Raw genomic sequence first — 25,161 nt, 5'->3', positions numbered from 1 at the left:
CTTCTAGTTAATATAAAAAACTGTAATGCCGACTTTACAAAACCTATGTTATTACTTAAAGTTAACTCTAAGTCAAGCACAAAATATAATTAAGACTGGAGATAGATGATGAAGACATACTCCATAAGTGAAGTTGCAGAATACTTTAATATGACATCACATACCCTGCGTTACTATGACAAGGAGGGGCTTTTGCCTTTTATAGAAAGAACCCCCAGCGGGAAACGCGTTTTCAAAGAAACGGATATGGACGCTTTAAAAGTAATTGAATGCCTGAAGTCATCCGGGATGCCGATTAAGGAAATAAAACATTTCATTGAGTGGTGCTCTGAGGGGGACTCCACCTTGCAGCAGAGATATGACATGTTCCTGGAGCGAAAAGCTTCCGTAGAAGCACAGATGGAAGAATTAAGAAAAACGATGGAAGTCATAGAACATAAATGCTTCTACTACAAGACCGCCTTGGATAGCGGCACGGAAGATGTTCATAAAAAAAATAACATTAAGAGTGCATTTACTCATTAGAAATGAACCTTCAAATTACAGTAAAGGCGGGGCAGATTGATCTGCCCCGCCTTTCTTAATTTGGACGCTTTTTTGCCAGCAGCTTCTCCGTAAAATTCACATCAAAAAAATGAATAATGGGTCCCAGACCAAGTGCGGACACTAGAGTTCCTAAGCCTATAACGCCTCCTGCCAGGAAGCAAATCAAAGCACAAAGCGCATCCGTAAACATCCGGTGCCAAAAATAAGATATTTTCGGGAAGTTATCCCTCATAATCAGGGACAGGCTGTCGTAAGGAGCTACTCCCACAGCCGATGTCTGATACAAGGATACCCCAAAACTGCATACCACCACGCCAATCGCTACGACGACCACCCTCTGCCATAACAGCTGAGGTTCGCCCAACAGAGATAGCCAAGTACTATGAAAGAACGTAGCGATATATCCCAAAAAGATTGCGTTTACAAAAGTCCCGGCTCCAATAAACCTTCGTCCGGTTATGAATTCGATTACAAACAATACCAGGTTCAGCAAGATCAGAAAATTTGCATATGTTATACCGACGCACTCTGCAAGTGCCATTACCATGCCGCTAAAGGGATCATTCCCCATGCCGGACAGCTTAAAAATACTGATTCCCATGCCCAGAAATACATTGCCGATAACCATAATAATCAATCGTTTTTTATCAACGTTATAAAGATAACCCTTCATATTGCCCATCCTATTTTTCATATTAAAATTGCACCATACAACAACCACGTCATTATATCATATATTCTATTGTTTGACGGTTATCTTTATTGATAGTATTCAATGATTTGGATAAGCAGATCGGTCAGCACTGAGCATTATTTTGAAGGGAACACTGCTTTTTCGATTTCAGATCTACTTCTTTAATGACATCATCAGCCTCGGAGCCAAGAATATCTATAAGTGTAATTTCATTACCTTCTTTGTCCGTCCCAATTGGATCATGTAGGGATACGTCTTTACGTGTTTTCTTGAGCGAACGCAGGTGCATCAGGATTTCGTTTTCAATACAACGAGCAGCAAATGTGGCTAACCTTGTTCCTTTGTTTGGACGATAGCACTCAATAGATTTAATCAGGCCGATTGTGCCAATGGAGATCCACGCCCCAACAGAAAGAGTTGTCCAGTTCGAAGCCAAGTCTTTTTATTATCACAGAAAATGAAAATAAGCCCAGCTTCTAATGTCTGCTAAAAACCTTGGCAGCCAAGTTGCGTGGGCATAAAAAGTGTATATTTATTTTCTTATCTGAAACCCGCCGCGCTGCTCACCTCACCCAGTCTCTTCTTGGTCACTCAGCAGCTGGTCAATTTCCACAATTGCCTTAATATAAATCTTGAATGCGTCCCAGATCTGGCTGATGCGCATGGCCTCGTCCGGCTGATGGCTGCTCCCTTTTCCTTCGGGAAAAGGAGTCTGTACATCGGTGCGAAGCGGGCCGAAGGCTACTGTGCGCGGCAGCCATCTGGCATACGTTGCCCCACCCATTGCATAGGGCGCTTGCGACAAGCCCAGCTCACTGTTGGCAAGCCTGCATAAGGCCGCTATGATCAGGTCATCCTTGTCCATGTAGTGTGGCGGACTGTCCGTCCACTCAGTCAGTGACAGTCCATGCTGCCGCGAGTAGGCTGCCAACTGCTCCCGCAGCGCATCCGCGGATTGCGACAGACCGTAACGGACATCGATTCCGATCCGAACGGTTCCCTCATTCCACGCTACGATGCCGGCATTGCTGGTGGTAGGACCCGTTTCATCCCTGTGAGTGATACCAAGCCCCTCCCCGTAAGGGTCACCCAGCGCTTGTGACAAAAAAGTGAGCACAGCACGCGCCGCAGCATCCTCAACCAGCTCATGCGCAAGGAGCGCCCCCGCCAGCTTTCTTGCCGCGTTTTGCGTCCCGGCAGGAAACGCCGCATGCCCGGCCTTACCCTGCGCGCGAACAACCGCTATCCCCTCTAGCTCCGCGACTTCAAACCCCTCCGACCGCAGCTTTTGCACTTCGTATGAGGTTAATCCGCGCAACCGGGCCTCCGCAACAGCGGGCACCATATTGTAATCCTCGCCAGCTTGAAAGGACAGCAACCTGTCGTCGGACGCGCTTCCAGTCACATCGGCTCGCACAATCCCTTTTTCCGCATAGCATACCGGATAATAAGCGTCAGCAACAATCCCGAAGGACGGCGACTGATGCTGGGACAGGAAATAGCGGATATCCCGCATGCCGCTCTCTTCGTTGACGCCCAGAAATACATAAGCATTATGATCCAGCCGCACGCTGGTCTCTTTGAAAAACTTCAGTACATAAAGCGCAAGCACAGCAGCCGATTTATTATCCATCGCACCTCGGCCAAATAGAAACCCATCTTTCTCGAACGGGGAGAAGGGCGGAAAGCTCCAGCCCCGCCCTGCGGGCACCACGTCCAGATGGGCGAACAAGCCGATGCCTTCCTCACTGTCTCCCAGCTGCACCTTAATGCCATAGCCAGCAAAAGCCCTTACCGACAAGTCTTCCCGCGCGGCCAACTGCTCCGCCTCACGCAATACAGCAGCGCATTCGGCACCAAAAGGCTCCGGGCTATCCGGATGAAAGGTGGTGCCCACGCTCGGCACACGAATCAGACGTTTGATATCTTCGAGAATCGCCGCTTGATGATCGGCTAGAAACTGTTCAACCTGCTTGTCCAGCTCCATACTGGTCATAATCGCTCACCCCTTTCAGGTTTACAGCTCGGCTGCAAGTTCCAGCTTTTGTAGACGGAAATCCAGCTCAGCTATGACATTTGGCGGCAGTACTACCTCGGCACCGGCAATATTCTCATGAAGGTGCTTTTCCTTGCGAATGCCGCAAATCACATTGACATTGGCATGCTTGTTCAACAAATAGGCTACGGCAATAGAACTGGCGCTAACCCCATATTCACTTCCGATCTCAACCAGACCGCCGGCAAACTCAGTGGCCAGCTTCAGGTTGCGTCCATGCCACCAGGCATCGTTCTGGCGGGGATCGTTCGGCTCCAGCACATGATCAGGCCGAATATGTCCTGTCAGTAACCCTTGCGCCAGCGGCGAATACGCATGGAAGCTAATCTGGTGCTCGTTGCACAGAGGCAGGATCGCCTGCTCGGGTTCTCTGGACAGCATATTGAATTTTTTTTGCACGATTGAGATTTCACCATAATCGATGTAGCTCTGCACGTGATGCGGCTCGCAATTGGACGCGCCTATGGCGCGAATCTTGCCTTCCTGCTTCAGTTGCATCAGCACCTCGATCGTTTCTTCAATTGGTGTTAGAAAAGGCTCCATCGCCGGATTATGTGTATAGTAAATATCGATATAATCCGTCCCTAACCGCTTCAGGCTTTGCTCCACCTCCATGCGAATCGTTCGCGGGCTCAAATTCCGCTTCACGCGATGCCCGTCCCAGGTAAAACGATAACTGCCTTCCTCGTCACCCCACCACAAGCCGCATTTTGTCGAAACAATGACCTTATCCCGCCGGCCTTTGATCGCTTGCCCAACGATTTCCTCACTGTGCCCAAAGCCGTAAACCGGGGCAGTATCAATTATATTGATGCCCAGATCCAGCGCGGCATGAATGGCGCGAATCGATTGCGTATCATTGGTATCTGGGAACTGGAATCCTCCACCAATACCGAAAGCGCCGAAAGTAACGACAGAGGCTTGTATGCCGCTCTGTCCAATCTCCTTATATCTCATCGTGACTGTATCCTCCCACTTTATTGATTCGCCTGTGCAGCAACAATATCCAGCCGGAGCTGCCCACCTACACCCACATTTTCATCGGCGTGTTCTTTAATGATGACAATCGTTTTTACCTGCAAGCCGGAAAGCACCCGATCCGTAGTCTCCTGCAGATTACGAACCAAGTCCCGCTTCGCCTCAACTGGTTTTCCTGGTGCGGTGTATACAAAAAATGTAATTTCATAAAAGTCCTTAGGTGTTGTCGATGCCTGTGGAAGTTCGATCCAGGAGATAGTTCTTAGCTCCGGAGGCAGGCGAAGACCCGTTGTTACTGCCGTGCCCAACTCACATACCAATTTTGTCTTTTGTTCTTCCTTCAGAGATGTCGTTGCGTATGCCAATACAGTTGCCATGGTTCAGCACTCCTTTATCATTATAGTTAGTTTTTTCAGACAAACGCTTTGCTTATTTCCGCATTCCCATTACTCAGGATGCATTATTCGTTATACGGTTTCTTGACTCCCTTGTACGTATCCAGCAGCCATTGCGAATATTCTTTCGAAGTCATCACCGATACGATAGCATCCAGCCATTCCTTATTCTTCTCTTCAGTTCCTTTCTTAATAGCCAGCAAAATACCGCCATATTGTTTGTACACCTCAGGTGTTTCCTGTAGCAGCGCCGTATCAATCGTCACCTGGGGATCATTCATTTGAGCTACCGTAATAGCCGGCGCAGTCATGGCGTCCAGATCAGCAAAAGCCCCTACGCGGCTGCGCGGATCAATTTCAACGAATTCGAGCTTCTTGCTGTTCTCGACAACATCGAGTACTGTTGGCAGGTCAATACCCTCGCGCAATTGGATTAGCCCATTGTCCGCCAATAGTTGCAGTTCTCGCGCCCTGTTGGCAGAATCGTTGGCAATGCCGATCTTCGCTCCTTGCGGCAGCTCATCCACAGTTTTGTATTTCTTGGATACGAACAGCACCGGTGTTGTATAAATATTCGGGCCATAAGCGACCAACTCTGTACCGTTGCTTTCATTGAAGCTGTTCATATATTTTTCATTCTGAAAATAATTGGCATCGATACTGCCGTCTGCAGTCGCATTGTTCAAAGCAATATTGTCATTGAAGACTTGCGTCTCAATTTGATAGCCTTCCGGCTTCAGCTTTTCGGCCACATAATCAATATCCGGCTGCTCCCTGGCAATCACGCCAATCACAATTTTTTGGGACTTTGCATCCGATTGTGCGTCGGAGGATGAGCTGGATGACTGAGAGCATCCGACCAGCAGCACAATGACAGTGGTCATGATCAGAATCAGCTTGGCAGTTGCCTGTTTTTTCATGTAAAACTCCTCATTTCTGATGTTTTATTTCAACTTGCGGTACAACATATTCCCGCCCAGTTGTATAAATTGAACAATAACAATTAAAATAACAACGGTTGTGTACATAATCGTGTCATTGAAATTCTGGTAGCCATAGGAAAGCGCAACTGCCCCCAGCCCGCCGGCTCCAACGGTCCCTGCCATAGCTGTAAAGCCCAGCAACGAAATAAAACCAATCGTTAAGTTTGAAATGATGGATGGAATCGCCTCACTGACAATAACGTTAAATGTTATTTGCCAATCGGATGCGCCAAATGACCTAGCAGCCTCGATCAGACTCGGATTCACCTCCTTAAAGCAGCCCTCCAGCAATCTCGCCAGTAACGGAGAGCCTACAATGGTAATGGAGAAAATGGCAGCTGTTGTACCAATGGTCGTCCCCACAACAAAGCGAGTTAACGGAATTATTGTAATAATGAGAATAATAAAGGGTACAGAACGCAGCACATTAATGATGGCGCTGAAGGTCTCGTAGACTGCTCGGTTGGGCCTGAGTCCTTTGGCATCTGTAGTAATGAGAATGAGTGCCAAGATGAAACCGAACAGGGTACAGGTCACAACGGTGCCGCCCAACATAATCAGCGTATCGCGCAGCCCCGGAAAAATGATTTTATCGAGCAGAGTCTGGTAATCGTACTGATACATTACAAATTCCTCCATTCCATGCCGCTCTGCTCCAGATAGGCCCTGACCTTGTCAAAATCTTGCCTGCTGACCGATAAGGTGAACGCCCCCGCGATACTGTCCACATAACGGTCCAGTCCGCCCCATACAACTTCAAACGGCACCCCTGTTGACAAGGCGAAGCGGGAAAGCATGTCTTCCTGACCTGGTCGCTGAATAAGCTCAAACAGAATGTTATCCTCGCCAGTTTTCACTTCATGTGCGCCCAGGAAATCATTCAGATGACCGGAGTTTTCCAGGAAGATATCTTGCACCGCTCCGGCAGCCTGCAACTGACCCTTGCTGAGCACCGCGATGTTGTTGCAAGTTTCTTTTACCACTTCCATTTGATGCGTCACAATGACAATGGTGATGCCAAGCTCTTTGTTAATTTTTTTGAGCAGACCCAGAATGGATTTGGTGATGTTGGGATCAAGTGCGCTTGTCGCTTCATCACAAAGCAGAATGCGTGGGTTCATAGCAAGCGCCCGGGCGATGGCAACCCGCTGCTTCTGTCCGCCGGAAAGCTCGCGCGGCAGTGCCTTTTCCTTGTCTGTCAATTCCACGAGCTGCAGCAGCTCTTTCACGCGCGCATCAGCCACCGCTTTATTGTAGCCAAAGCATTTCATTGGAAACATAATGTTGTCATACACATTTTTTCGCTCCAGCAGAGAGAAATGCTGAAAGATCATGCCGATATTGCTGCGAAACTTGCGTAGTGTTGCTCCCCGCATGCTGCGGATTTCAACTCCGTTGACATGCAAGCTGCCGCGGTCAAAGGTCTCCAGACCGTTGATACAGCGCAAAAGCGTTGACTTGCCTGCGCCGCTCACCCCAACAAGTCCGAAAATATCCCCGTCCGTAATGTTGACATTAATACCAGACAAAACCTCCCTACCTCCAAATGATTTAAATAAATCACGAATTTCTATGCCTGAACCGACAAGCTCCGTAGGTTTGCCCTCCAGTTGTCCGACCATCCTATCCACTCCTTTCATGCACCCAGAAAATGCTTTTTCTAAATAAATTAGATCGATCTAATTTTAACCTAAAACAATTCCTATCAGTTTACTTTGATTTATGTTATCAGCTCTACAGTAGCCTGTCAACACTATTTTTTAAACCTTTCTGTCAAATGAATTATGATATACTGGAAGGTAGTTGAGAGGAGGAAAAGTTTGTGGTTTCTAGAGAAAAAAGAGTTACACTACAAGATGTTGCCGATGATGCCGGCGTTTCGAGAGCAACCGCCTCTCTTGTCGTTCGCGGCAGCAAATCCATTAAACCTAGTACACACAAAAAGGTGCTGGACTCCATGGAAAAGCTCGGCTATGTATATGATCGCGTAGCCGCCAGCTTTAGATTACAGCGTTCCTCAACGATAGGCGTTATTGTCACTGATATCGAAAATCCGTTTTATCCACATATATTGACGCATATTGAGCATGTTCTATACGAACAGCGGTTCAATGTGCTGCTGGGCATGAGCTTTGAATCAACCGAAAAGCAGGAGCGTGTGCTGGAAACAATGCTTGAGCACCGTGTGTGCGGCATTATTATGACTCCTGTCGCCTCTACATCGCCCGCCCTGTTCACCAAATTGCAAAATCTAAACATCCCCACGCTGCTGATTGGACGTGAGGTTGATACCGTGAATACCGACTATGTCGGGACAGATTATCGGCTGGGAGCCGAAATGGCCGTGCGCCATCTCATCGAGCAAGGGCACCGGCGCATCGCTTATCTGGGCGGCAGCCCTCAGGGAAACACATCCTACAAGGAGCGTTTTGCCGGTTACTGCCAAGCCCTGCAGCAATTTGGATTGGAGATCGATCCCGCTCTAATCATTACAAGCCCGATCAACCGTGACGGCGGCACCCGCGCTGTGCAAGAGGCGATGCAGTTAAACAATCCGCCAACCGCCTGCTTTTGCAACAATGATGTCATTGCCCTGGGCGCCATGATCGGCCTGCAGTTGCAAGGACGTACGCCTGGGAAACATATGGCCATCGTTGGCTTTGACAATGTACAGGAAACGGAGACTGCCAAGCCTGGTCTAAGCAGCGTTTCCGTATTCCAGGATAAATGGGGAAGCGAGGCTGCCAAGCTGCTGCTCAAACGAATCAACGGCGATCAGTCAGAACCTACCAGAATTATTATTCCGCCTCAGCTGATTATACGTGAGTCTTCCACCAGCTATAGCGGCTTCCATTCATCCAGCCCTTTATAATCGACACAATCCGGATTCATTCTCCGGACTTGTGTTGTTTTTCCGGGAACTCCAATACTAATAAATTCTTTATTAATACTTTTGGTCTTTGTTCTTACCGGTCTTCTGAATTTCTTCTCAAGCGAACCTCTTACCTCAAATGAACATTATAAAAGAAATTAATTATTTTTACATATATATCTAGTTAATTCCACATTATTGATAAAGCAAGTACATGCTGTCCATTTTTATGTTAACCAATCCTCTTAGAGATCTCATCAACAAGTTGCCTAATCCCCATTCTTTTTGAGTTTAATATCTCCTTCGGTTCGACTGTTAAACTTTGATTATTAAACCCATTAGTCCGTCTCTACATTGAAATATCATCACTTTCACTGCTCTTTACTTTTCTTAACAAAAAAGCAACTCCCTTATTGGCAAGTCGCTTCTAAAACACTCAATAGTGATTATTTAGTTATTATCTAAGACCCTACCGCTTAGCCTTATAAAACTCATGATACAGCTTCATCAGCGCCCTTTTTTCTATCCTCGAAACATAACTCCGCGAGATCCCCAACTCCTTAGCAATCTCCCGCTGCGTCCGCTCTTCCCCACCTGTATCCAATCCAAATTGGCCAAAGACAATATTATCTAAAATATTTTCAAAATACAAGAGTATCATTTATTGATAAAACAATAAACGTGCCCTTGCATATTGAAATATAGGAAAACACTCCTCAGTACTCTTCATATTTGATATAGAAGTGATAAAATATCGGCTGCTTCTTCGTCGACTAATTCTTGTTTTTCACGTTCAGTTGGGTTAAAGGCTAATCTTTTAAGGTCAGCTTCCATCTCCGATAATACAGTTTTCGGTAGATTTATAACCAACTTTACAAGTATTGAATATTTCCAACAGTCGTCATCAGAAGCGAGAATTTTCCTGAGATGAGGAATTAATTCCCTGCCTAACGGAAGCAGCAACTTCCCAATTTCTTTTGAAGTAGGCCAATTTGCATCTGCGGTCCACTCTAATAAATCAGGAATAATCGGTTTAATTAAATTTATATCCAATGCTTTTAATTTATTTACTGACTCGATATCCATTTTATCTTTCGGGATTAATCTTTTGATCTCCATCTTTATCCTCCTACCTAAAATCATATTGATAGGGTCGGCTCCATCCTTAAGCCTGAGTTTTTTTAACACTTCCTTAGCAGCCATATCAACTTCTAATTCCCTATCTAATGTAGTTGGGGTTTCAACAAGCTTGATTAAACTGACTTCTAGTTCAATAAGAACTCCAATAGGAAACTGAGGCAATAAATATTCTAAAACATTTAATTTCCAATCACTTTCCTCCCCTTCGAATATTCTATTGATGAGTGGAATAAGTTCCTTATTAAAATTAAGTAATAAATCCACAACATCTTCAAATATAGGAAAATTCCTATCCTTTAAATATATCGATAACCCTTCAATCAGATCTAAAAGATCATTTTTATTTAATTGCTTTAATTTTTTAATACTCTCATAATCCATTTTACTTAGAGGTAAATTCCCCATAATTGATTCCCTCCCTTTTTGGTAAAAAATTCATTTTTTCAATCAAATTTAAAACTATTTTTGAACTTGGACTGGAACTGATATTTTCATAAGTATTTCTGTTAAATAGTATGGACTTTATTAGCATTTGTTTTTATATGGATATTTTGCGGAAATAAGGTATTTCCCGTAATTAAATCATTTATTTTATTTTGAATAGACTCATGATTATTAAGGGCATAGTGGTATGCATTCTTCGCTGCTTCAATAGATCTTAGAAGCGCTTCTTTTCCCGAGGCCAAGTACCTTTTCCACATAAGAGGCTTCCATAGCAACTCCTGCAAAGAAGCCTTCTCTCACTGGTAAGGGATTAGCCGGAAGTGGCTTAACGTAAGGTTCAACAAACTCGGGATAATCATCCTTCTTGTACAGTGATTCGAAAGAAATTTTGTCATCAAGGCTGAGCGTTTCACTAATAATGGATTTAAATTCATTTAATCGGTAATGAACTTCTTCATTATTATCTTTAGTTTCTTCTTTACGTCCTTCTATGTATAGCGCTTTTTCTTCTTTTTCATATGCCTTTTATTCACGTATCGACTGTTTAATGGCATGCTCTCATTCTCACATTCATATTGACGTTGCAGCCTTAAATTCCTTTATTGATCACGAATTGCTACATTCCTTGATCTTTCAGCTGCACGCTGCGCTTTTGCTGTCTCTCTAATAATTTTATTAACTGTATTTCCAAAACTCCGTTCCACCTTTATCTTGCACTGTGACTTTCGCAAGTTGACCATTCCCATCGTACGTAAAGCGTGTGTGCTTTAATGCATCGTAGACGGAGGTTAGACGATTTAGAGCATCATAACTATAATCTCAACAACCGCCATACTCAGAATGTCAAATGCTAAATTACAAAAAATAAGCCACATAGAGTTATTACACTCGTATGTGGCTAAAGCACTACTATTCTTCCAAATAAGGTGATTCAAAACTCTCAACAAATAAACCTGAACTACTGATCTTTATTAAAGAATCTTTACATTCCTTCACACTCCCAATATACATGTAATAATCAAAACCAAAGTGAACAAACATCTCCCTACTTTGAAATTTACACCAAATCTTTTCTCTTAAAATTAATTGAGAAAGTAATTTCAATTCATACATAGAGATATAGTCGCCGTTTTTCACACTGTTATAAACACTTTTCATCTCGTCAGTGTAGATGTCACGGAATTCAGCTTTCTCCACGTCAAAATAATATTTTTCTAGATCTACTACTTGAATTGTGTTTAAGTTATTCTCATTCATTATTAAATTTATAGCCGTTATATATAATGATTCAGTTTCCAAATAATGTTCTAACAGGAATTTCTCAGCTGAAAATACTCTTCCCACTTCACTTATTGAAGTCCATTCTTCATTTTTATACACTCCTTTTATACGATTAGTTGGGTCAAATTTAGTAATCCTCCAAAAGAATTTGTACATTTCAATCTCCAATCCTATTTAATAACGCATCATAAGTACCCAAACGAGTATCTTTACTAGCTAAATATTCTGGTTTTGTAGCCATTTTCCATATACCTTCGATATGCGAATCAAGATCTTGGACAATATAGAGTTTACCATTTTTATACACTGGTTTATCCTTAATTTTTAATTTCGTCTTTGTAAAACCCAAATATTCCGCTAACATATCTGTTTCTTTATTTATTAATCTTAAGGCTTTACCGCTTACTTGAGTTTTTAGAACTTTATCTTTACTTCCACCGGCAAATAGACTTAAAGCAGCGCCAAGCATAGCATCGTCCATAGCTTGGACTCTTCCATAATCTCTCATTAATTGATTCTTTGCCGATGTAACCTGTTCCTTGCTACTTTCAGCTGATGTAGCCATATTAAAGAGATTCAGCCATTGCTTTCTGCCCTTTTCATCTAAATATTGAATAGGTTTTGATGAACCAAGATCGCTACGAATATCCCAATAGAGTTGTGATTTACTCCCAGAAATTCAAGCTGTTGTAAGCATCAAATCCACTTGGTTCTCAGTATAGTGTCCTGTTGGATCGACATGAGTTAACGGATTGTTCTCCACATACGTATACAAATTCAGTGTCAGCGGATTATCAATCTGCCCTTCATACGTATCCTCATTTAAAAACCGCCCTATACATTATTTTGCAAATAATAAGGGTAGAAAAGTCTCCATTGCCCGCCAGTTAGAGGCCGAGGCCAGCTATCGCTTTGAGCAATGCTGTTCTCCGCTGCCATTGGCTCCCTCCAGACCATACCAGCCTGGCGGCAAAGCCAGATTCACATTCCCTAGCAGCAGGTGACCATTATCTGCAAGAAGTTCAACCGCGGTAAGTTTTAACTCAGCTCCTCGCACCACTCTTCCCTCCTATCCATATTGCTTGTAATAATGCCGATGGCACAGCAAAATACTTGTAATAACACCAAGCACTATTGCCAGACTAACAGCAACAAGCTTGCTTGCAAGCCAGTGTTCTGACCCGTATTCGCTGAACAGTGAAATACGCCAAGCCTCTCGCCAGCGGAAAACTGGATGGCGCCCACTGCGAGGACAGCCGCGGGATACGTCTTTCCGCGTTTTCTTTAAGGATCTAAGGTGCATTAGGATTTCGTTTTCAATACAACGTGCTGCAAATGTGGCCAGTTTGGTTCCTTTGTTCGGACGATAGCTCTCGATGGCTTTAATCAAGCCAATGGTTCCGATGGAGATTAAGTCCTCCATGTCTTCTCCGGCATTATCGAATTTTTGAGGTTGTGGACACGATACGATGTCAAAATCCACTTTCTTGATAGAAAAGCGTTGATAGAAGTATGAAGGTTTTACCGGATGGATGGCTCTTTTTTTGTTATTCATTGTCCTTTTTTTAATAGTCACTTCGTTTTCTTAAATTTTCACTTGATATCAACAACTTAAAGAAAACAGTTGAAAGACATGATATTTAACATAGTTTGAGCATGTTTACAGTCACATCCGGGAAAGAATTAGCTGTGTTACGATATATCTTATTACTCTAGAGGAGTATTAATAATGTCAACAACTTGCAAAAGAGGTGTGTAATTGAAACTTCCAACAATCCAATTCGGACATATTAAATCGAGAGTTCCTGTTATTCAAGGTGGAATGGGTGTAGGCATATCCTTAAGTGGACTAGCCGCTGCTGTAGCCAATGCAGGCGGGATCGGCACCATCTCTGGTACAGGGATCACTCCTGATGAGCTGAGAATGCATATTCGCAAAACAAGAGAACTCTCTAAAGGGAATGGCTACATCGGTGTGAATGTACTATTCGCAGTGAAGGACTTTGCCGAAAAAATGAAGATTGCTTTGGAGGAAAAGGTTGACTTTATTATTTCCGGAGCCGGAATTTCTAGAGATATTTATGCTTGGGGTAAAGAATATGGTACTCCTGTCGTAACTATTGTTTCATCCGCCAAATTAGCCCGAATTTCCGAAAGACTTGGTGCCTCCGCAGTCGTTGTGGAAGGGTTCGAAGCTGGAGGCCATTTAGGTACAGACAGATCCATGTTTGATATCCTTCCTGAAGTCTTAGAGGCCGTTTCGATTCCTGTTATTGCTGCGGGTGGAATTCTAACAGGGGATGATATCGCAAAAGCCCTTCGGATCGGCGCATCTGGTGTTCAAATGGGTACCCGTTTTGTGGCTAGCCTTGAGTGTGATGCTCCCTTAGCCTTCAAGCAAAAGTATGTAGATGCTCAGCAAGGAGATACTGTCCTAATCAAGTCTACTGTGGGTCTAGAAGGTAGAGCGATTCGGAATGAATTTACGGACCGGATCAGTAATGATGCCAAATTAAAGATAGTCAAATGCTATAATTGTCTAAAGGTTTGTTCACATCGCTTCTGTACAATGGAATCCCTGCTCACTTCCCTTAGAGGAGATGTTAAGAACGGATTGGTTTTTGCTGGGTCCAGAGTTCATGAGATTAAAGAGATTTTGTCCGTACAGCAGATTATCGACAATTTAATGGATGAGTATCAAGGGGCATTGAACCCGACAACTTAAGGTTGTTATAAGATTCAAAAGCACGATTAACCACTTAAGCAAGCTTGGGATTTCCGAGCATAAGTGGTTTTTCATTTCGCTTGATACTCAAATTTAGTTATATTTAATAAGCTTTTGTGTTGTATTTAACTAAAGATTTCCGTACCTTTCTTTTTAATTGCAACAACAGCTAAATATCTTCACAGCCAAAATGCAATATGCCCAATACCCAGGATAATCGCAAAAGATGACTGGATATATGTACTCTTCAGAGCACCACTTAACAATTTGCCCTCTCCCTTTCTCATGTATTTTTATGAGTTGGTTTAATACAAAAAATTCGCTGAACTATATCTTCTCTAAAAAATTCTAATATGGTCCTTGAAGCTTTCTATGTATGCCGGTTAACGGATACTACCTTGTGATTATGAGTTTACCGCTTAGCCTATAAAACTCATGATAAAGCTTCATGAGCGCCCTCTTCTCTATCCTCGAAACATAACTCCGCGAGATCCCCAGCTCTTTGGCAATCTCCCGCTGCGCCCGCTCTTCCCCACCTGTATCCAATCCAAACCGCCCAACCACAACTTCTTTTTCCCGGTCATCCAGAATATCAAGGTTACGATATATCTTACTCTTTTCGATCTTCAGATCGACTTCTTTAATGACATCATCAGCTTCGGAGCCAAGGATATCGATAAGTGTAATTTCATTACCTTCTTTGTCCGTCCCAATTGGATCATGCAGGGATACGTCTTTACGTGTTTTCTTGAGCGAACGCAGGTGCATCAGAATTTCGTTTTCAATACAACGTGCTGCAAATGTGGCTAGTTTGCTTCCTTTGTTTGGACGATAGCTCTCAATAGCTTTAATTTGACAGATAGTGCCGATGGAGATCAAATCCTCCATGTCTTCCACAGTATTATCGATTTCTTAAGGTTATGGACAACGATGTGAGGTCAAAAAAATGAACCAATTACGATCGATTCTGATTCGAATTGGTTTCCTTTTGCATATTATATTTAATTTGTAGTTTCCGATTGATTTCTTGTGTACATCCTGGTAATCCATTTAAATAACGCTTTACTTGATCAATCAACTCTAAGTGAGATATCAGAATATTCATACTTGTTAAATTGCGTCTAACAATATCCTCGGTTTCAATATGATAGCCACCGTTTTTCACACGTAGTGCAATACATTCAATATTTAGCCGAACATCTGCTAGTCCCATATAAAACACAATAATTTCAAAGCCTTGTTCCTTTGCATCCTCATCTGCCTTATAACGTTACCACCCGCTAAAGGGTTTCCACAATGAAATCTCACTTATTCCAGATACACTATCTGGCTATTCTTATGGCTTCTTTCCCAGCAGATACTTTACTCTTTTCAGGATGCCCATTAGTGATCTTGCGGCTATGCATCTGGAATCATCAGTGATTCTGCCTTATGCCATGCTCCGATATAGAATCTTCAATCTTCCACTTTCATGAAATGAAAAACATAATATTCTCCGTTAATTTTTAGCTATTCCTTTTCTTTTTCATTTCGTCAAATTCACATAAAGTTAAGTAAAATTCAAGGTTTTTGGTGATGCAGCTGGATGATGATACTCAATATCCTATGGATTCTCCAAAAACTATCATAAAATGTAATATATTTAACGCAATAGTTTACATATACATTACATTATATAATTAAAAGAGCTATTTTTTTCTTTTTACAAACTTAAAATATATTAAATTCATAATATTCATTGACTGAAACAAATACTAGTGTTATATTTCCTAACATTAAATAATAAAATACATACAGGAAAAGGAGATTACGCACATGAATAAGTTCAAACGTCTACGTGAAACTAAAAGAGAGCATTCTGGTTCCACCCGATCTGAATATTCACCAGCAAAAAAAAATTGGAGTAAAAAGCAATTTATAGCTACTTCAATTGCGTTATCTGTTATTGCTACGAGTGTAATTCCGTTCCAAACAGCTGACGCTTTAACTAGAGTTACTTCAGAAAGTGGCACAGTATGGGAGATTCACGATGTCTTTGCTCCTAGCTTAGACACAGGAAGTTTACGTACAGTTGGTGCTACACAAGTACAAGGTTTCGGCAATATCTTCGTTAAAGTGTCCTCGCCTTCAGCTCCACTGATGAATGGTCAAATGATGCGTGGGTTTGACTTGAAATATGACGGCGTTAATAAGTTTACTTCGGCTCAATCTGTAAATCTAGGAAATGTAACTGTAACACGTGAGGTGTATGTGGATACTATTCATAATCGAACGAGATTCTTTGATACTTTCACTAATAAAAATGATGTGGCAATAAAAGTTGATGTATCATTCGGTGGCTCTTTAGGATATGGTACAACAACAAATGCTTCAGTAGTTAAGGCAACCTATTCAGGCGATCTAAAGGTAACTACAGATGATTCATGGATTGTTGTAGATAGTAGCGCCAAAAACAATAAGCCGCTAGGCGTTGCAGTGGGATCTCCAAAGCCGTTTGATAATGGATTAACCGGTCTAGGTAATCAGCAACAGGATCCATTCACAATACCCTTAGCTGAGCATGGAAATGAAGCGAATTTCTATGGGTTCATTAACACATTAAATATTAGGCCGGGTGAGTCGAAGTCCCTAGTAAATTATGTACAAGTTGGAGAAGCTGGTGAAGAAGGATTAAAAAATCTGGTTGCTAGTCTAGATGGACTTAATAGTCTGCTAGACGTAACCGGATTAACAAACGCACAAATTCGTTCAATTAGCAACTGGGATATATCTGCTATAGAGGGACTTGATACTGGAGATCATCTGGTTATTCCAAATGCTCCTGCACCTAAAGAATTAGTAACTTCATCGCCGTATGATGTTAAGAATAAATCCATTGCAGAAATGCAGCAGGATATGATTAATGACAAAACTACTTCTGTACAAATTACTCAAGCCTATTTAGATAGAATCAAGGTATACGATGAGGGACAATTGGGATTCCATGCATTCCTGCATGTATCTGAAACTGCGCTTAACCAAGCAAAAGCTGCTGACGATGCCCGTGCACAAGGTGTAAAAGGTGATTTATTGGGTATTCCAATTGCGATAAAAGATATTTATGATACAAAGGATATGCCTACTACCGGTGGCAGTAAAGCTCTTGAAGGCTGGCAGCCTGATTCTGATGCATTCCAAGTGAAAAAACTGCGGGAAGCTGGAGCTGTAATTATTGGTAAAGTAAACACTTCTGAGTTTGCTAACAGCGGAAGCTTTAGTGAAAGCGGCTGGCAGCAAACATGGAATGCACTCTATCCATCGAAAACATCTTTTGGCTCAAGCGGCGGGTCTGCAGTATCTGTTGCAGCTGATTTCGCAGCAGCAGCAATGGGATCGCAAACAGGGGTATCTCTCTATGCACCAACTACAGGCGCTAGCTTAAAAAGCTTCCGGGGTACAGACGGTATGGCAAGTACTACAGGTGTACTGCCACTCACTTGGGGACAAGATTATGCAGGTCCCATTGCTAAAACAGTAACTGACCTAGCTATTATATTGAATGCTACAACGGGTACGGACCCACAGGATATTTTCACAGTCACTGCTGATGCAGATCATAAGCGTCCAGTGGATTGGAAGGAATCTCTGGATGCTAATGCATTGAAAGGAAAGAAAATTGGATATATTCCTGCATCCTTTGTATCTGCATATGCTGATGATGATACTGGACAGGCAGTGATGGATAAGTTCTCAGAGCTTCAAGCAGCGGGGGCGACAATGGTTGAAATGTCAGCTGTACCATCAGGCCCTAGTCGTCCTTCAGGTATTAATGGATCTACTGAAGGTTGGGCACGTTATATTGAGCTTCATAAGGACTTCCCTTATATTGATGGAGCAAGTGTACTAGCTTCAGATAAAGTGCTTATCTATAATCAAAGAGGATATAGTACCCCAACTCGTATGACTGAACAGGCTGTACAAGATTACATTAAGTATAGAACTGACTATAAGGAAGTTATCAAAGGCTGGATGGACACGAATGGTGTTGATGCTGTTGTTTATGCAGGTTTTATTAGCGACGTATATAACAATGACGCAGCAGCTTCTCAATTAAGTTCAGACCGTAACACAGGCGTATTAACCTCTACTATGGGTCTACCTACGGTAGTTGTTCCTGTAGGAACGAATGACAGCGGATATTCTATCTCTATGCAACTGGTTGGTAGAGCATGGGACGATGCAAAAGTTTTAGGCATGAGCTACGCCCTTGAGCAACAAAGTCAAGCTAGACTACTTACAACATTTGCTCCAGCACTTCAATACGTTTCAAACTCTACTAATCCTGATCCAAACACAGATAATGGACCAACCCATCCAAATACTGGAGGAGGTACAGTGACACCTCCAGCAATAACAACGCCTATAGAAACACCGTCACCTGCAGAAACAATAACACCAGCAGATAAGCCGAAAGTTGTTAGTTTTGTAGATACAATGAATCATTGGGCAAAAACAAGCATTGACGCACTAATTGCTAAGGGATTATTGACGGGATATTCCGATGGAACATTCCGCCCAAATTCAGGTTTGACTCGTGCGGAAGCCATCAAGGTAATTGCAACGCACATGGGACTTGAAGGACATGAAAGTAACTTTACAGATGTAGCTTCAACTCATTGGGCGAATAAGTTTATCGGTGCAGCAGCCGGATCAGGCTTGATGAACGGATATAGCGACGGAAGCTTCCGTCCAGATGAGAAGATTAGCCGTAGTGAATTAGCGGCACTAATCACTCGAGCCTTTAAGCTAACTGGTACTGGAAACACATCATTCAAAGATGTTACAAGAAATGCATGGTATTATGATTCCATCGACGCACTCGCATCCAATAATATTATTACAGGGTACGCAGACAGTACATTTAAGCCTGAAAAAGATATTACTAGAGCTGAGTTTGCAACTATTGTATCCAGATTACTAGAAACTAATAATTAAAATAAGTTCAATTATAAATGACAGAGTACTTGAGTAACCATGTTTACAGGAAGGGCCATCCCGAAAGGGATGGCCTTATAACTTGCCGTTACAGATGGTGCGATGAACCGTATCATAAGTAGGGCGAACCCTATCCACACAAAAAACGACTCATCCGTAGACAAGTCGCTTTTCAAGTTTTATTATTAATGGATTATTACTGTGTAATTGTCATCAGTCTCACCGCTTCGCCTTATAAAACTCATGATAAAGCTTCATTAACGCCCTTTTCTCAATCCTCGATACATAACTCCGCGAGATCCCTAACTCCTTAGCAATCTCCCGCTGTGTTCGTTCCTCCCCACCCGTGTCCAATCCAAAACGACCCACCACAACTTCTTTCTCCCGATCATCCAAAATATCGAGATTGCGATAAATCTTGCTCTTCTCAATCTTCAGATCTACTTCTTTAATGACATCATCCGCTTCCGAACCGAGGATATCAATGAGTGTAATTTCATTACCTTCCTTGTCTGTCCCAATCGGATCGTGGAGAGATACGTCTTTACGAGTCTTCTTCAAGGATCTTAGGTGCATCAGAATTTCGTTTTCAATACAACGGGCAGCAAAAGTGGCCAGCTTTGTGCCTTTGTTCGGGCGGTAGCTCTCGATGGCTTTAATCAAGCCGATGGTGCCGATGGAGATTAGATCCTCCATGTCTTCCCCAGTATTATCGAATTTTTTCACTATATGGGCAACGAGCCGCAAATTATGCTCAATCAACAAATTGCGGGCCTTGGCATCTCCCTCAGCCATCATCCCTAAGTATCGGCTTTCCTCCTGCTCCGAGAGCGGTTGTGGAAATGCATTATTCCTTACGTATGATACCAGCAGCGTCAGTTCTTTGATCAGCAACGCAATCGTGCTTAAGAATCCAGGCAACTTGGCGACACCTCCCGCACTTGTACAATGAAACCGATCTGTTTGCCTTACGGGTTCATGGTCATCCTTATTGTATGTGGGCGTGCGCCTAGAAGTGCCTGTACGGGGGAAATTGTACAACCACAGAAATTTATTTTTTATACGAGAAATCAGTCATACTCTACTCATTCACTTGTCTTTTAACACGATGTTGTTAGCGGTAATTCTCACTCTCTTTTGATAATAACTTCCGCTTCACTAGACGTAAAAACCTTTATGATGTCCTTATCAAAAGTAACCTTCAAAATAGACTCAGGTGATTGTTCTATAATACCGCCGCAAGAATCTCCGGACGGATCACCGTATACAGCCGAAGCCAGCCAGTGGATTCCAGACTCAAGGAAAGTCGTCAGTGTAGGCAAAACAGTCCGGGGATGAAGCAGGTTTGTGTTGGCATTAGGCCAAATTAGCTCAGCCTTTTCGTAGCCGATCAACCCCTTGACTCCGCTTATTCCCCATGCTGTAGATACTGCCGCGGTTGTAAGACCGATCTGCTGTTCCACCCCCGCTTCCTGACCAAGCGCGAAGCCGCCCTCTGCGGCGTCCAACGGTCGTCCGGTCTCGATCCGGTGTATCCGAATATGCCAGGGCAGCCCAGCAACGATCCAGGTCCGAACCTCAACATTAGTCCATGGCTTCCAGACGGAGTGCAGCACATTATCCACAATTCTTGACTCCATATTCCGCCGTCTGACCCGATACAAGTTGTCCCCGCTCTCACTCAGAGCGAGCATGGAATCAAATGCCCCTTGAGACAATCCCCATTCGGAGCGGGGCACACTGAATCCGAAGCCTGTTGAGTATACAAATTTCTCATACTTGGCAGACGTGTGGGTATGTTCATTCGTATATAGATGACCGCTGTTGAAGGCAGCCACATGGCCGGAAGCAGGTTCGCGGACAATGACAAGATGCGCAGGCTTCTGGACTATAACTGCAGGAATATCCGGCAGCGGCAGTTCTTCTTCCTTCCAGAATGGATGCTCCGCGCTGAGAGCCAATGGCAGGAATGTCTTTAACGCCCAATAGGAGGAACCGGGAGCATTATAATTCTCCGCCATGACCAAGTTGGGGTAGGTATAACCAATCGTCAGAACGCCTCCGGCATCAAAGATCGGCTGGCTGAACCACCAGCGCAAATTGCGCAGTACTAATCCTTTGACCACACCTACAGGGAATACTTCAACGCCTGCATAGACGAGGGCACCCCAGAAAGCAGACTGGGCAAAACGGTAGCTTAAGCTCCTTCCATAAGGAAGGGCAGATCCGTCCGGAGCGAACCAGCCCAAGAATTCGGTGGCAAAAAGCCGGGCCCGTTCTTTGAACACCTGTGAACGTTCCGGGTCCTCCTGTTCCATCAGCTTCGCGTACAGTAGCGCATAATAATGGATGGCAAAAGGAACATAATAATCGCTATGCCCGTTAATTCCATCACTGTACCAGCCATCACCCAGATAAAAATCATCCATTCGCTTCAGATTGTTCTCCAGCTGCTCCGCGTCGTAGGGACAGCCGACTCTGCGGAATCCGACATTAACCAGCACGTTGAAGAACAGCCAGTTGCAGTCATAGCAAGGATGGGAATTAATCTGATTCAGCCAACTGTACAATTGCTCCTGTTCCTTCTGGGTAAGTGGTGACCAGATCTGTTCAGGAATGGCGGCTAAGGCGAAACCGAAGACCGCCATCTCTACCAGACGCTGGTCATAATCTTGAACTACACCCCAGTATTCTTCATGGGCAGGATCCGTGCCGTGGCGTATGCCATCCAGCACAGTATCCCAAAGCCCGCTTTCACCGCCTCCCATGAGCAGGGGCACTAAGCCCCACAATACCCGGGAGAAACCTTCCATTTCTGCAGTTGCAGCCGGATAGCTCGCTCCTGTTCCGCCGATTGCCAGCCGTGCACCGCCTCTGCTGTAGAGCGGCCGAAGCGGATCTGTAAGCTGTTCAAGAGCAGAGATCAGATCCTCCCGGGTCTTTAGCGGATTTTTAGCAATAGTCGTAAATGTCTTCTCAGTCTGCATTATGTGCCCCCTATTCCCAGTAGAACGGTCCGGCTTCTTTTAGCCGGGCTAGCGCTTCGACATAGAAGAAATCACCATAGATTAGCGGAACATCTATATTCCGATTCTCAGGATAGTTACTCGTACCATGAAGCAGCAACCCTTCTTCTTCTGCATTGTCCCAAGTTCCATAATTCCTATAAAGGGATTCTGTAATTCTTATAGCCCCGTTCTGATACACATGTGCCTCCGAGTCATCTACTTGGCTAGCTAACAACAGCAAGCCACTCGCTGCACAGGCACCAGCAGAGCTATCCCGAATCTCCCCAACTTCACCGGGAGCACGAAAATCCCAATGTGGAACATGATCTTCGGGCAGACGGGTCAAGAAAAAATGCGCGACCTGCTTGGCTGCATTGAGATAACTCTGCTTGCCCGTATGATGATAGGCCAATGACAGTCCGTAGAGTGCCCAGGCCGCCCCGCGCGACCAAGCCGACTCAGGCGCATAACCTTGCCCGCCAAGCTTCTCAACCACTTCGCCCGATACCGGGTTGAAGTTGACGATGTGATAAACCGAACCATCCGGCCGGATGAAGTGCTCCAGCACCGTATCCATATGCGCCTCAGCGATATGTCGATAACGTGGATCCCCTGTTACTTCGGAGGCCCAAAAAAGCAGGCTGGTATTCATGCAGCAATCGATAATGGCTACCCCGCTGTTATCCTCGCCTTCACTCCATGGATTCCAGGCCCGGATGTAGCTTCCTTTCAGATTGAAGCGGGCAGCCAGATAGTTAGCTGCCTTCAACGCCCGGACTCGTGATGCCTCTCTGCCCGTGAGCTTGTAGTTCGCAACACTGGTCAACAGCCACATAAAGCCTAGGTCATGGTCCAGCTTCACATAACCATCCAGCACCTCGTCAAGCCGTTCCTCACACCGCTCAGCAACCGCTTTCAAATCCTCATCACCACTCTCAGCATAGAGCTGCCAGAGCATTCCCGGCCAAAAGCCGGCCGTCCACCAGTTTGGTGCTTCAAGCACGTATTTACCGCCTTGACTGGCATGGGGGAATTCTGCACCGATTCTCCGGCTGTTCGTTCTAGTCTTCTCCAAGGCTTTGCCCCAAGCCTCGTCTACCCAAGCTTGCTTTACTAATCTACTCATCTAAATCCCGCCTTTATTCGAATTAGCCTCTACCCTCTGATAGAGGACTTTTTATAAGCTCATGCCCATCTTTTATAGAAATTGAAAAGTGAATAGCAGTTTGCCCTCCGCGCCAAGCTGAAGCACATGGAAGTCCAGACTATACCAGAGCTTCTCCATGCCAAAATGATCCCGGTACACATGCACAGTAATCTCCGGCTCAACTTTCAGCGAATCGTATGTCACTTCAACGCCGCGAGCCGTAGTCCCCGGCAGCAGCAAGGTACCCGGATGAAGGCGCTTAGGCTCACGCCAGGTGACAAACCGCTCCGTCCAGCTCGCCGGAATTCCCGCATACCGGTAAGTATCTGTCAGCTCCAGCCGAGGACGTTCCTCTTTATGCCAGACGAACGAACGGATTAAGGACTGTAGTCCTGTTACCTGATAAGCCTGTGTCAGATCCAGTGTCAGCTCATCACTCTCCTCCGCCGCCGATGCATGCAGCACTGTGGAGCTGAACTCCCGACCGGCCAGCTGATACTGGCCATCAATGATCGGCAGCGAATGACCCTGCGATCCATTGCAGTCATACTGGTAACGGCCAGCCCCAAAATAATCAGCAGTATACTCTCCGCTCCCAAGATCGGATGCATAGATTTCTCCCCGGCCGCTCAGAATGAAATGTCCCAGATCATTATGGTTATGCGGTTCAGCATTGTGCCCGCCCTTAGTGGCGAATCCGAATGAACCCGCCTCCGACACATGACGCGAGACAAGCCAAGCGGCATCAGGGAGAAAATAGCTGGCGGCTCGCCAAGCTTCGTCCTCCTTGCCAGCCCTGGTCCAGATCAGATTGCGGAAAGCCGGTGCAAAGCGGCTGCAATGATCTTCAGTGTAAGGAGCACGCAAAGCGGATGGGGGGCGTTCGACATCCGTACAGACTTCCGCCAGATAATGGGACAATCCCATATGTACTAGCACCTGAGGCACTGAATCAGAGAAATTGGCTACATGACTTCCGTCAATGAAACATTTTTGTTGGAAGCGCGCGATTTGCGCTACCTTCTCTTGCTTGAACCAGTCCAGTCTGCCTGCGCTTCTGGAACAGAGCAGATCGCTATAATAAGTGAAATAACCAAACCCATAATTCCAGTACCCAAGGCCTTCCAGACAGGCACCATCCTCACCGAACCCTTCCAGGTAATACAACATGGCGCGCTCTGTCCTCAGCAGAATATCCGCAAGCATGGCCGGGTCCTCCACAGACAGCAAGGCAGCAGCCCCGATTGATCCCGCACAGACCGCTGCCCAATTATGCCGCGCTGTCTCCCAATCATAAGGGCCATTTTCAAGAAATGGACGAAACAGTCTCCGCTCTACTTCATGGTGGATTCGGGATCTCAGAAGCTGCGAAAGTCGTTCCCCGAGCAAAAGTAAAACTTCACTTAAAGTAAATCCGGTCTCGGAAGAAAACAGATCAATATACCGGTTGATATCAGCTGCATTATGATCCGCTGGGAGGTGGGCCGGAAGACACCAGGTGTACTCATCGCATATAGCCCAGAGGATGTCCTCCAGCTTCTCCAGTACTTCCGGATGATCCGGCTCCAGCAAAGCCAGAAATACATAAGTATTCAGCCTTCTTCTCCGTTCAAAATAGACCCGTTCATATTCCAGCCTCGAACCCGTACGCGAATAAATGGAAAATAACGTATACGACAGTTCAGGTATAGACTGCCCGTCCAGTCTTACCGCCTCCGCGCGGATCTCGCTGATATCTGCCTGTAGTACTCCCGATGATAACGCCTGTTTCCAAAAAGCAGCCGCCTCTCCCTTTGGATAATACAAGCTCAGATCGACTGGCTTCATTTTATGCACTATTTCCAAAAGCATCTGTTTATTCATGCCTTTTTTCCTCCTTATAGATCAGTCAGATCCGCGAAGCATCTTATTCTTCACT

General features: G+C 44.6%; 20 protein-coding genes and 4 pseudogenes. 4 read left to right on the top strand and 20 right to left on the bottom strand.

Features of this window, described 5'->3' with window-relative positions:
• Positions 1-108 precede the first annotated feature (108 nt).
• A complete protein-coding gene (locus tag MKX34_RS06980; protein WP_036675831.1) occupies positions 109-525 on the top strand; it encodes a MerR family transcriptional regulator in 417 nt (138 codons plus the stop codon).
• Positions 526-580: 55 nt separating this feature from the next.
• Here MKX34_RS06980 and MKX34_RS06975 read toward each other — a convergent pair whose 3' ends face one another.
• From MKX34_RS06975 to MKX34_RS06940, 8 genes and pseudogenes are all read right to left on the bottom strand, one after another.
• Positions 581-1,219, bottom strand: a complete 639-nt coding sequence (locus MKX34_RS06975) for a membrane protein (RefSeq protein WP_036675832.1) — start codon at positions 1,217-1,219, stop codon at positions 581-583.
• Between the two features lie 157 nt (positions 1,220-1,376).
• Positions 1,377-1,637, bottom strand: a pseudogene (locus MKX34_RS06970) (sigma factor); the annotation flags it as partial.
• Between the two features lie 171 nt (positions 1,638-1,808).
• Positions 1,809-3,236, bottom strand: coding sequence for a Sapep family Mn(2+)-dependent dipeptidase (locus MKX34_RS06965; protein WP_076297794.1), 1,428 nt, complete (start codon positions 3,234-3,236; stop codon positions 1,809-1,811).
• A gap of 21 nt (positions 3,237-3,257) precedes the next feature.
• Positions 3,258-4,253 (bottom strand): aldo/keto reductase, encoded by a 996-nt coding sequence (locus MKX34_RS06960; protein WP_076178995.1) that lies wholly within the window; start codon positions 4,251-4,253, stop codon positions 3,258-3,260.
• Between the two features lie 20 nt (positions 4,254-4,273).
• Positions 4,274-4,651 (bottom strand): tautomerase family protein, encoded by a 378-nt coding sequence (locus MKX34_RS06955; RefSeq protein ID WP_076297793.1) that lies wholly within the window; start codon positions 4,649-4,651, stop codon positions 4,274-4,276.
• Between the two features lie 83 nt (positions 4,652-4,734).
• Positions 4,735-5,589, bottom strand: a complete 855-nt coding sequence (locus tag MKX34_RS06950) for a MetQ/NlpA family ABC transporter substrate-binding protein (RefSeq protein ID WP_036675837.1) — start codon at positions 5,587-5,589, stop codon at positions 4,735-4,737.
• A gap of 24 nt (positions 5,590-5,613) precedes the next feature.
• Positions 5,614-6,276 carry a methionine ABC transporter permease gene (locus MKX34_RS06945; protein WP_036675839.1) on the bottom strand — a complete coding sequence of 221 codons (663 nt, stop codon included), beginning with the start codon at positions 6,274-6,276 and terminating at the stop codon, positions 5,614-5,616.
• The gene (locus MKX34_RS06940) at positions 6,276-7,274 is read right to left on the bottom strand and encodes an ATP-binding cassette domain-containing protein (RefSeq protein ID WP_076104756.1); all 999 of its coding nucleotides are present in this window, start codon (positions 7,272-7,274) and stop codon (positions 6,276-6,278) included. Before MKX34_RS06940 ends, MKX34_RS06945 begins: the two co-directional genes overlap by 1 nt.
• Before the next feature lie 200 nt (positions 7,275-7,474).
• On the opposite strand from MKX34_RS06940, the gene MKX34_RS06935 reads away from it, so the two are divergent.
• A complete protein-coding gene (locus tag MKX34_RS06935; protein ID WP_036675840.1) occupies positions 7,475-8,524 on the top strand; it encodes a LacI family DNA-binding transcriptional regulator in 1,050 nt (349 codons plus the stop codon).
• A 469-nt stretch (positions 8,525-8,993) separates the two neighbouring features.
• Here MKX34_RS06935 and MKX34_RS06930 read toward each other — a convergent pair.
• The 7 genes and pseudogenes from MKX34_RS06930 to MKX34_RS06900 all read right to left on the bottom strand — a co-directional run.
• Positions 8,994-9,149 (bottom strand): annotated as a pseudogene (locus tag MKX34_RS06930) (sigma factor-like helix-turn-helix DNA-binding protein); the annotation flags it as partial.
• A 101-nt stretch (positions 9,150-9,250) separates the two neighbouring features.
• Positions 9,251-10,069, bottom strand: coding sequence for a DUF5071 domain-containing protein (locus MKX34_RS06925; protein ID WP_081384105.1), 819 nt, complete (start codon positions 10,067-10,069; stop codon positions 9,251-9,253).
• Between the two features lie 101 nt (positions 10,070-10,170).
• Positions 10,171-10,350, bottom strand: coding sequence for a hypothetical protein (locus MKX34_RS06920; RefSeq protein ID WP_326058296.1), 180 nt, complete (start codon positions 10,348-10,350; stop codon positions 10,171-10,173).
• Between the two features lie 667 nt (positions 10,351-11,017).
• Positions 11,018-11,557: a hypothetical protein gene (locus tag MKX34_RS06915; protein WP_339204655.1), complete on the bottom strand. Its 540-nt coding sequence runs from the start codon at positions 11,555-11,557 to the stop codon at positions 11,018-11,020.
• The gene (locus tag MKX34_RS06910) at positions 11,547-11,954 is read right to left on the bottom strand and encodes a toxin C-terminal domain-containing protein (RefSeq protein WP_076297792.1); all 408 of its coding nucleotides are present in this window, start codon (positions 11,952-11,954) and stop codon (positions 11,547-11,549) included. Before MKX34_RS06910 ends, MKX34_RS06915 begins: the two co-directional genes overlap by 11 nt.
• 339 nt (positions 11,955-12,293) lie before the next feature.
• Positions 12,294-12,446, bottom strand: coding sequence for a hypothetical protein (locus tag MKX34_RS06905; RefSeq protein ID WP_179087385.1), 153 nt, complete (start codon positions 12,444-12,446; stop codon positions 12,294-12,296).
• Positions 12,447-12,650: 204 nt separating this feature from the next.
• Positions 12,651-12,839, bottom strand: a pseudogene (locus MKX34_RS06900) (sigma factor); the annotation flags it as partial.
• 309 nt (positions 12,840-13,148) lie between these two features.
• On the opposite strand from MKX34_RS06900, the gene MKX34_RS06895 reads away from it, so the two are divergent.
• Positions 13,149-14,114 carry a nitronate monooxygenase gene (locus tag MKX34_RS06895; protein ID WP_076098918.1) on the top strand — a complete coding sequence of 322 codons (966 nt, stop codon included), beginning with the start codon at positions 13,149-13,151 and terminating at the stop codon, positions 14,112-14,114.
• Positions 14,115-14,507: 393 nt separating this feature from the next.
• Here MKX34_RS06895 and sigK (MKX34_RS06890) read toward each other — a convergent pair.
• A pseudogene (gene sigK / locus MKX34_RS06890) lies at positions 14,508-15,020 on the bottom strand (RNA polymerase sporulation sigma factor SigK); the annotation flags it as partial.
• Between the two features lie 909 nt (positions 15,021-15,929).
• On the opposite strand from sigK (MKX34_RS06890), the gene MKX34_RS06885 reads away from it, so the two are divergent.
• Entirely contained in the window at positions 15,930-19,088 is a 3,159-nt protein-coding gene (locus tag MKX34_RS06885) for an amidase family protein (RefSeq protein ID WP_081384104.1), read from the top strand.
• 219 nt (positions 19,089-19,307) lie between these two features.
• On the opposite strand, the gene sigK (MKX34_RS06880) is transcribed toward MKX34_RS06885, so the two are convergent.
• From sigK (MKX34_RS06880) to MKX34_RS06865, 4 genes are all read right to left on the bottom strand, one after another.
• Positions 19,308-20,009, bottom strand: coding sequence for an RNA polymerase sporulation sigma factor SigK (gene sigK, locus MKX34_RS06880; protein WP_036675850.1), 702 nt, complete (start codon positions 20,007-20,009; stop codon positions 19,308-19,310).
• 206 nt (positions 20,010-20,215) lie between these two features.
• On the bottom strand, positions 20,216-22,075 hold the full coding sequence (locus MKX34_RS06875) for a DUF2264 domain-containing protein (RefSeq protein ID WP_076297791.1): 1,860 nt from the start codon (positions 22,073-22,075) through the stop codon (positions 20,216-20,218).
• 10 nt (positions 22,076-22,085) lie between these two features.
• Positions 22,086-23,222: a glycoside hydrolase family 88 protein gene (locus tag MKX34_RS06870; RefSeq protein ID WP_076297790.1), complete on the bottom strand. Its 1,137-nt coding sequence runs from the start codon at positions 23,220-23,222 to the stop codon at positions 22,086-22,088.
• 72 nt (positions 23,223-23,294) lie between these two features.
• Entirely contained in the window at positions 23,295-25,106 is a 1,812-nt protein-coding gene (locus tag MKX34_RS06865; RefSeq protein ID WP_076297789.1) for a heparinase II/III family protein, read from the bottom strand.
• Positions 25,107-25,161: the final 55 nt, after the last annotated feature.

The organism is Paenibacillus sp. FSL R5-0636 (assembly GCF_037974255.1).
Classification (GTDB): Bacteria; Bacillota; Bacilli; order Paenibacillales; family Paenibacillaceae; genus Paenibacillus_AQ; species Paenibacillus_AQ odorifer.
Note: the sequence above shows the minus strand (reverse complement) of the source record. Positions and strands in the feature narration are given on the sequence as shown.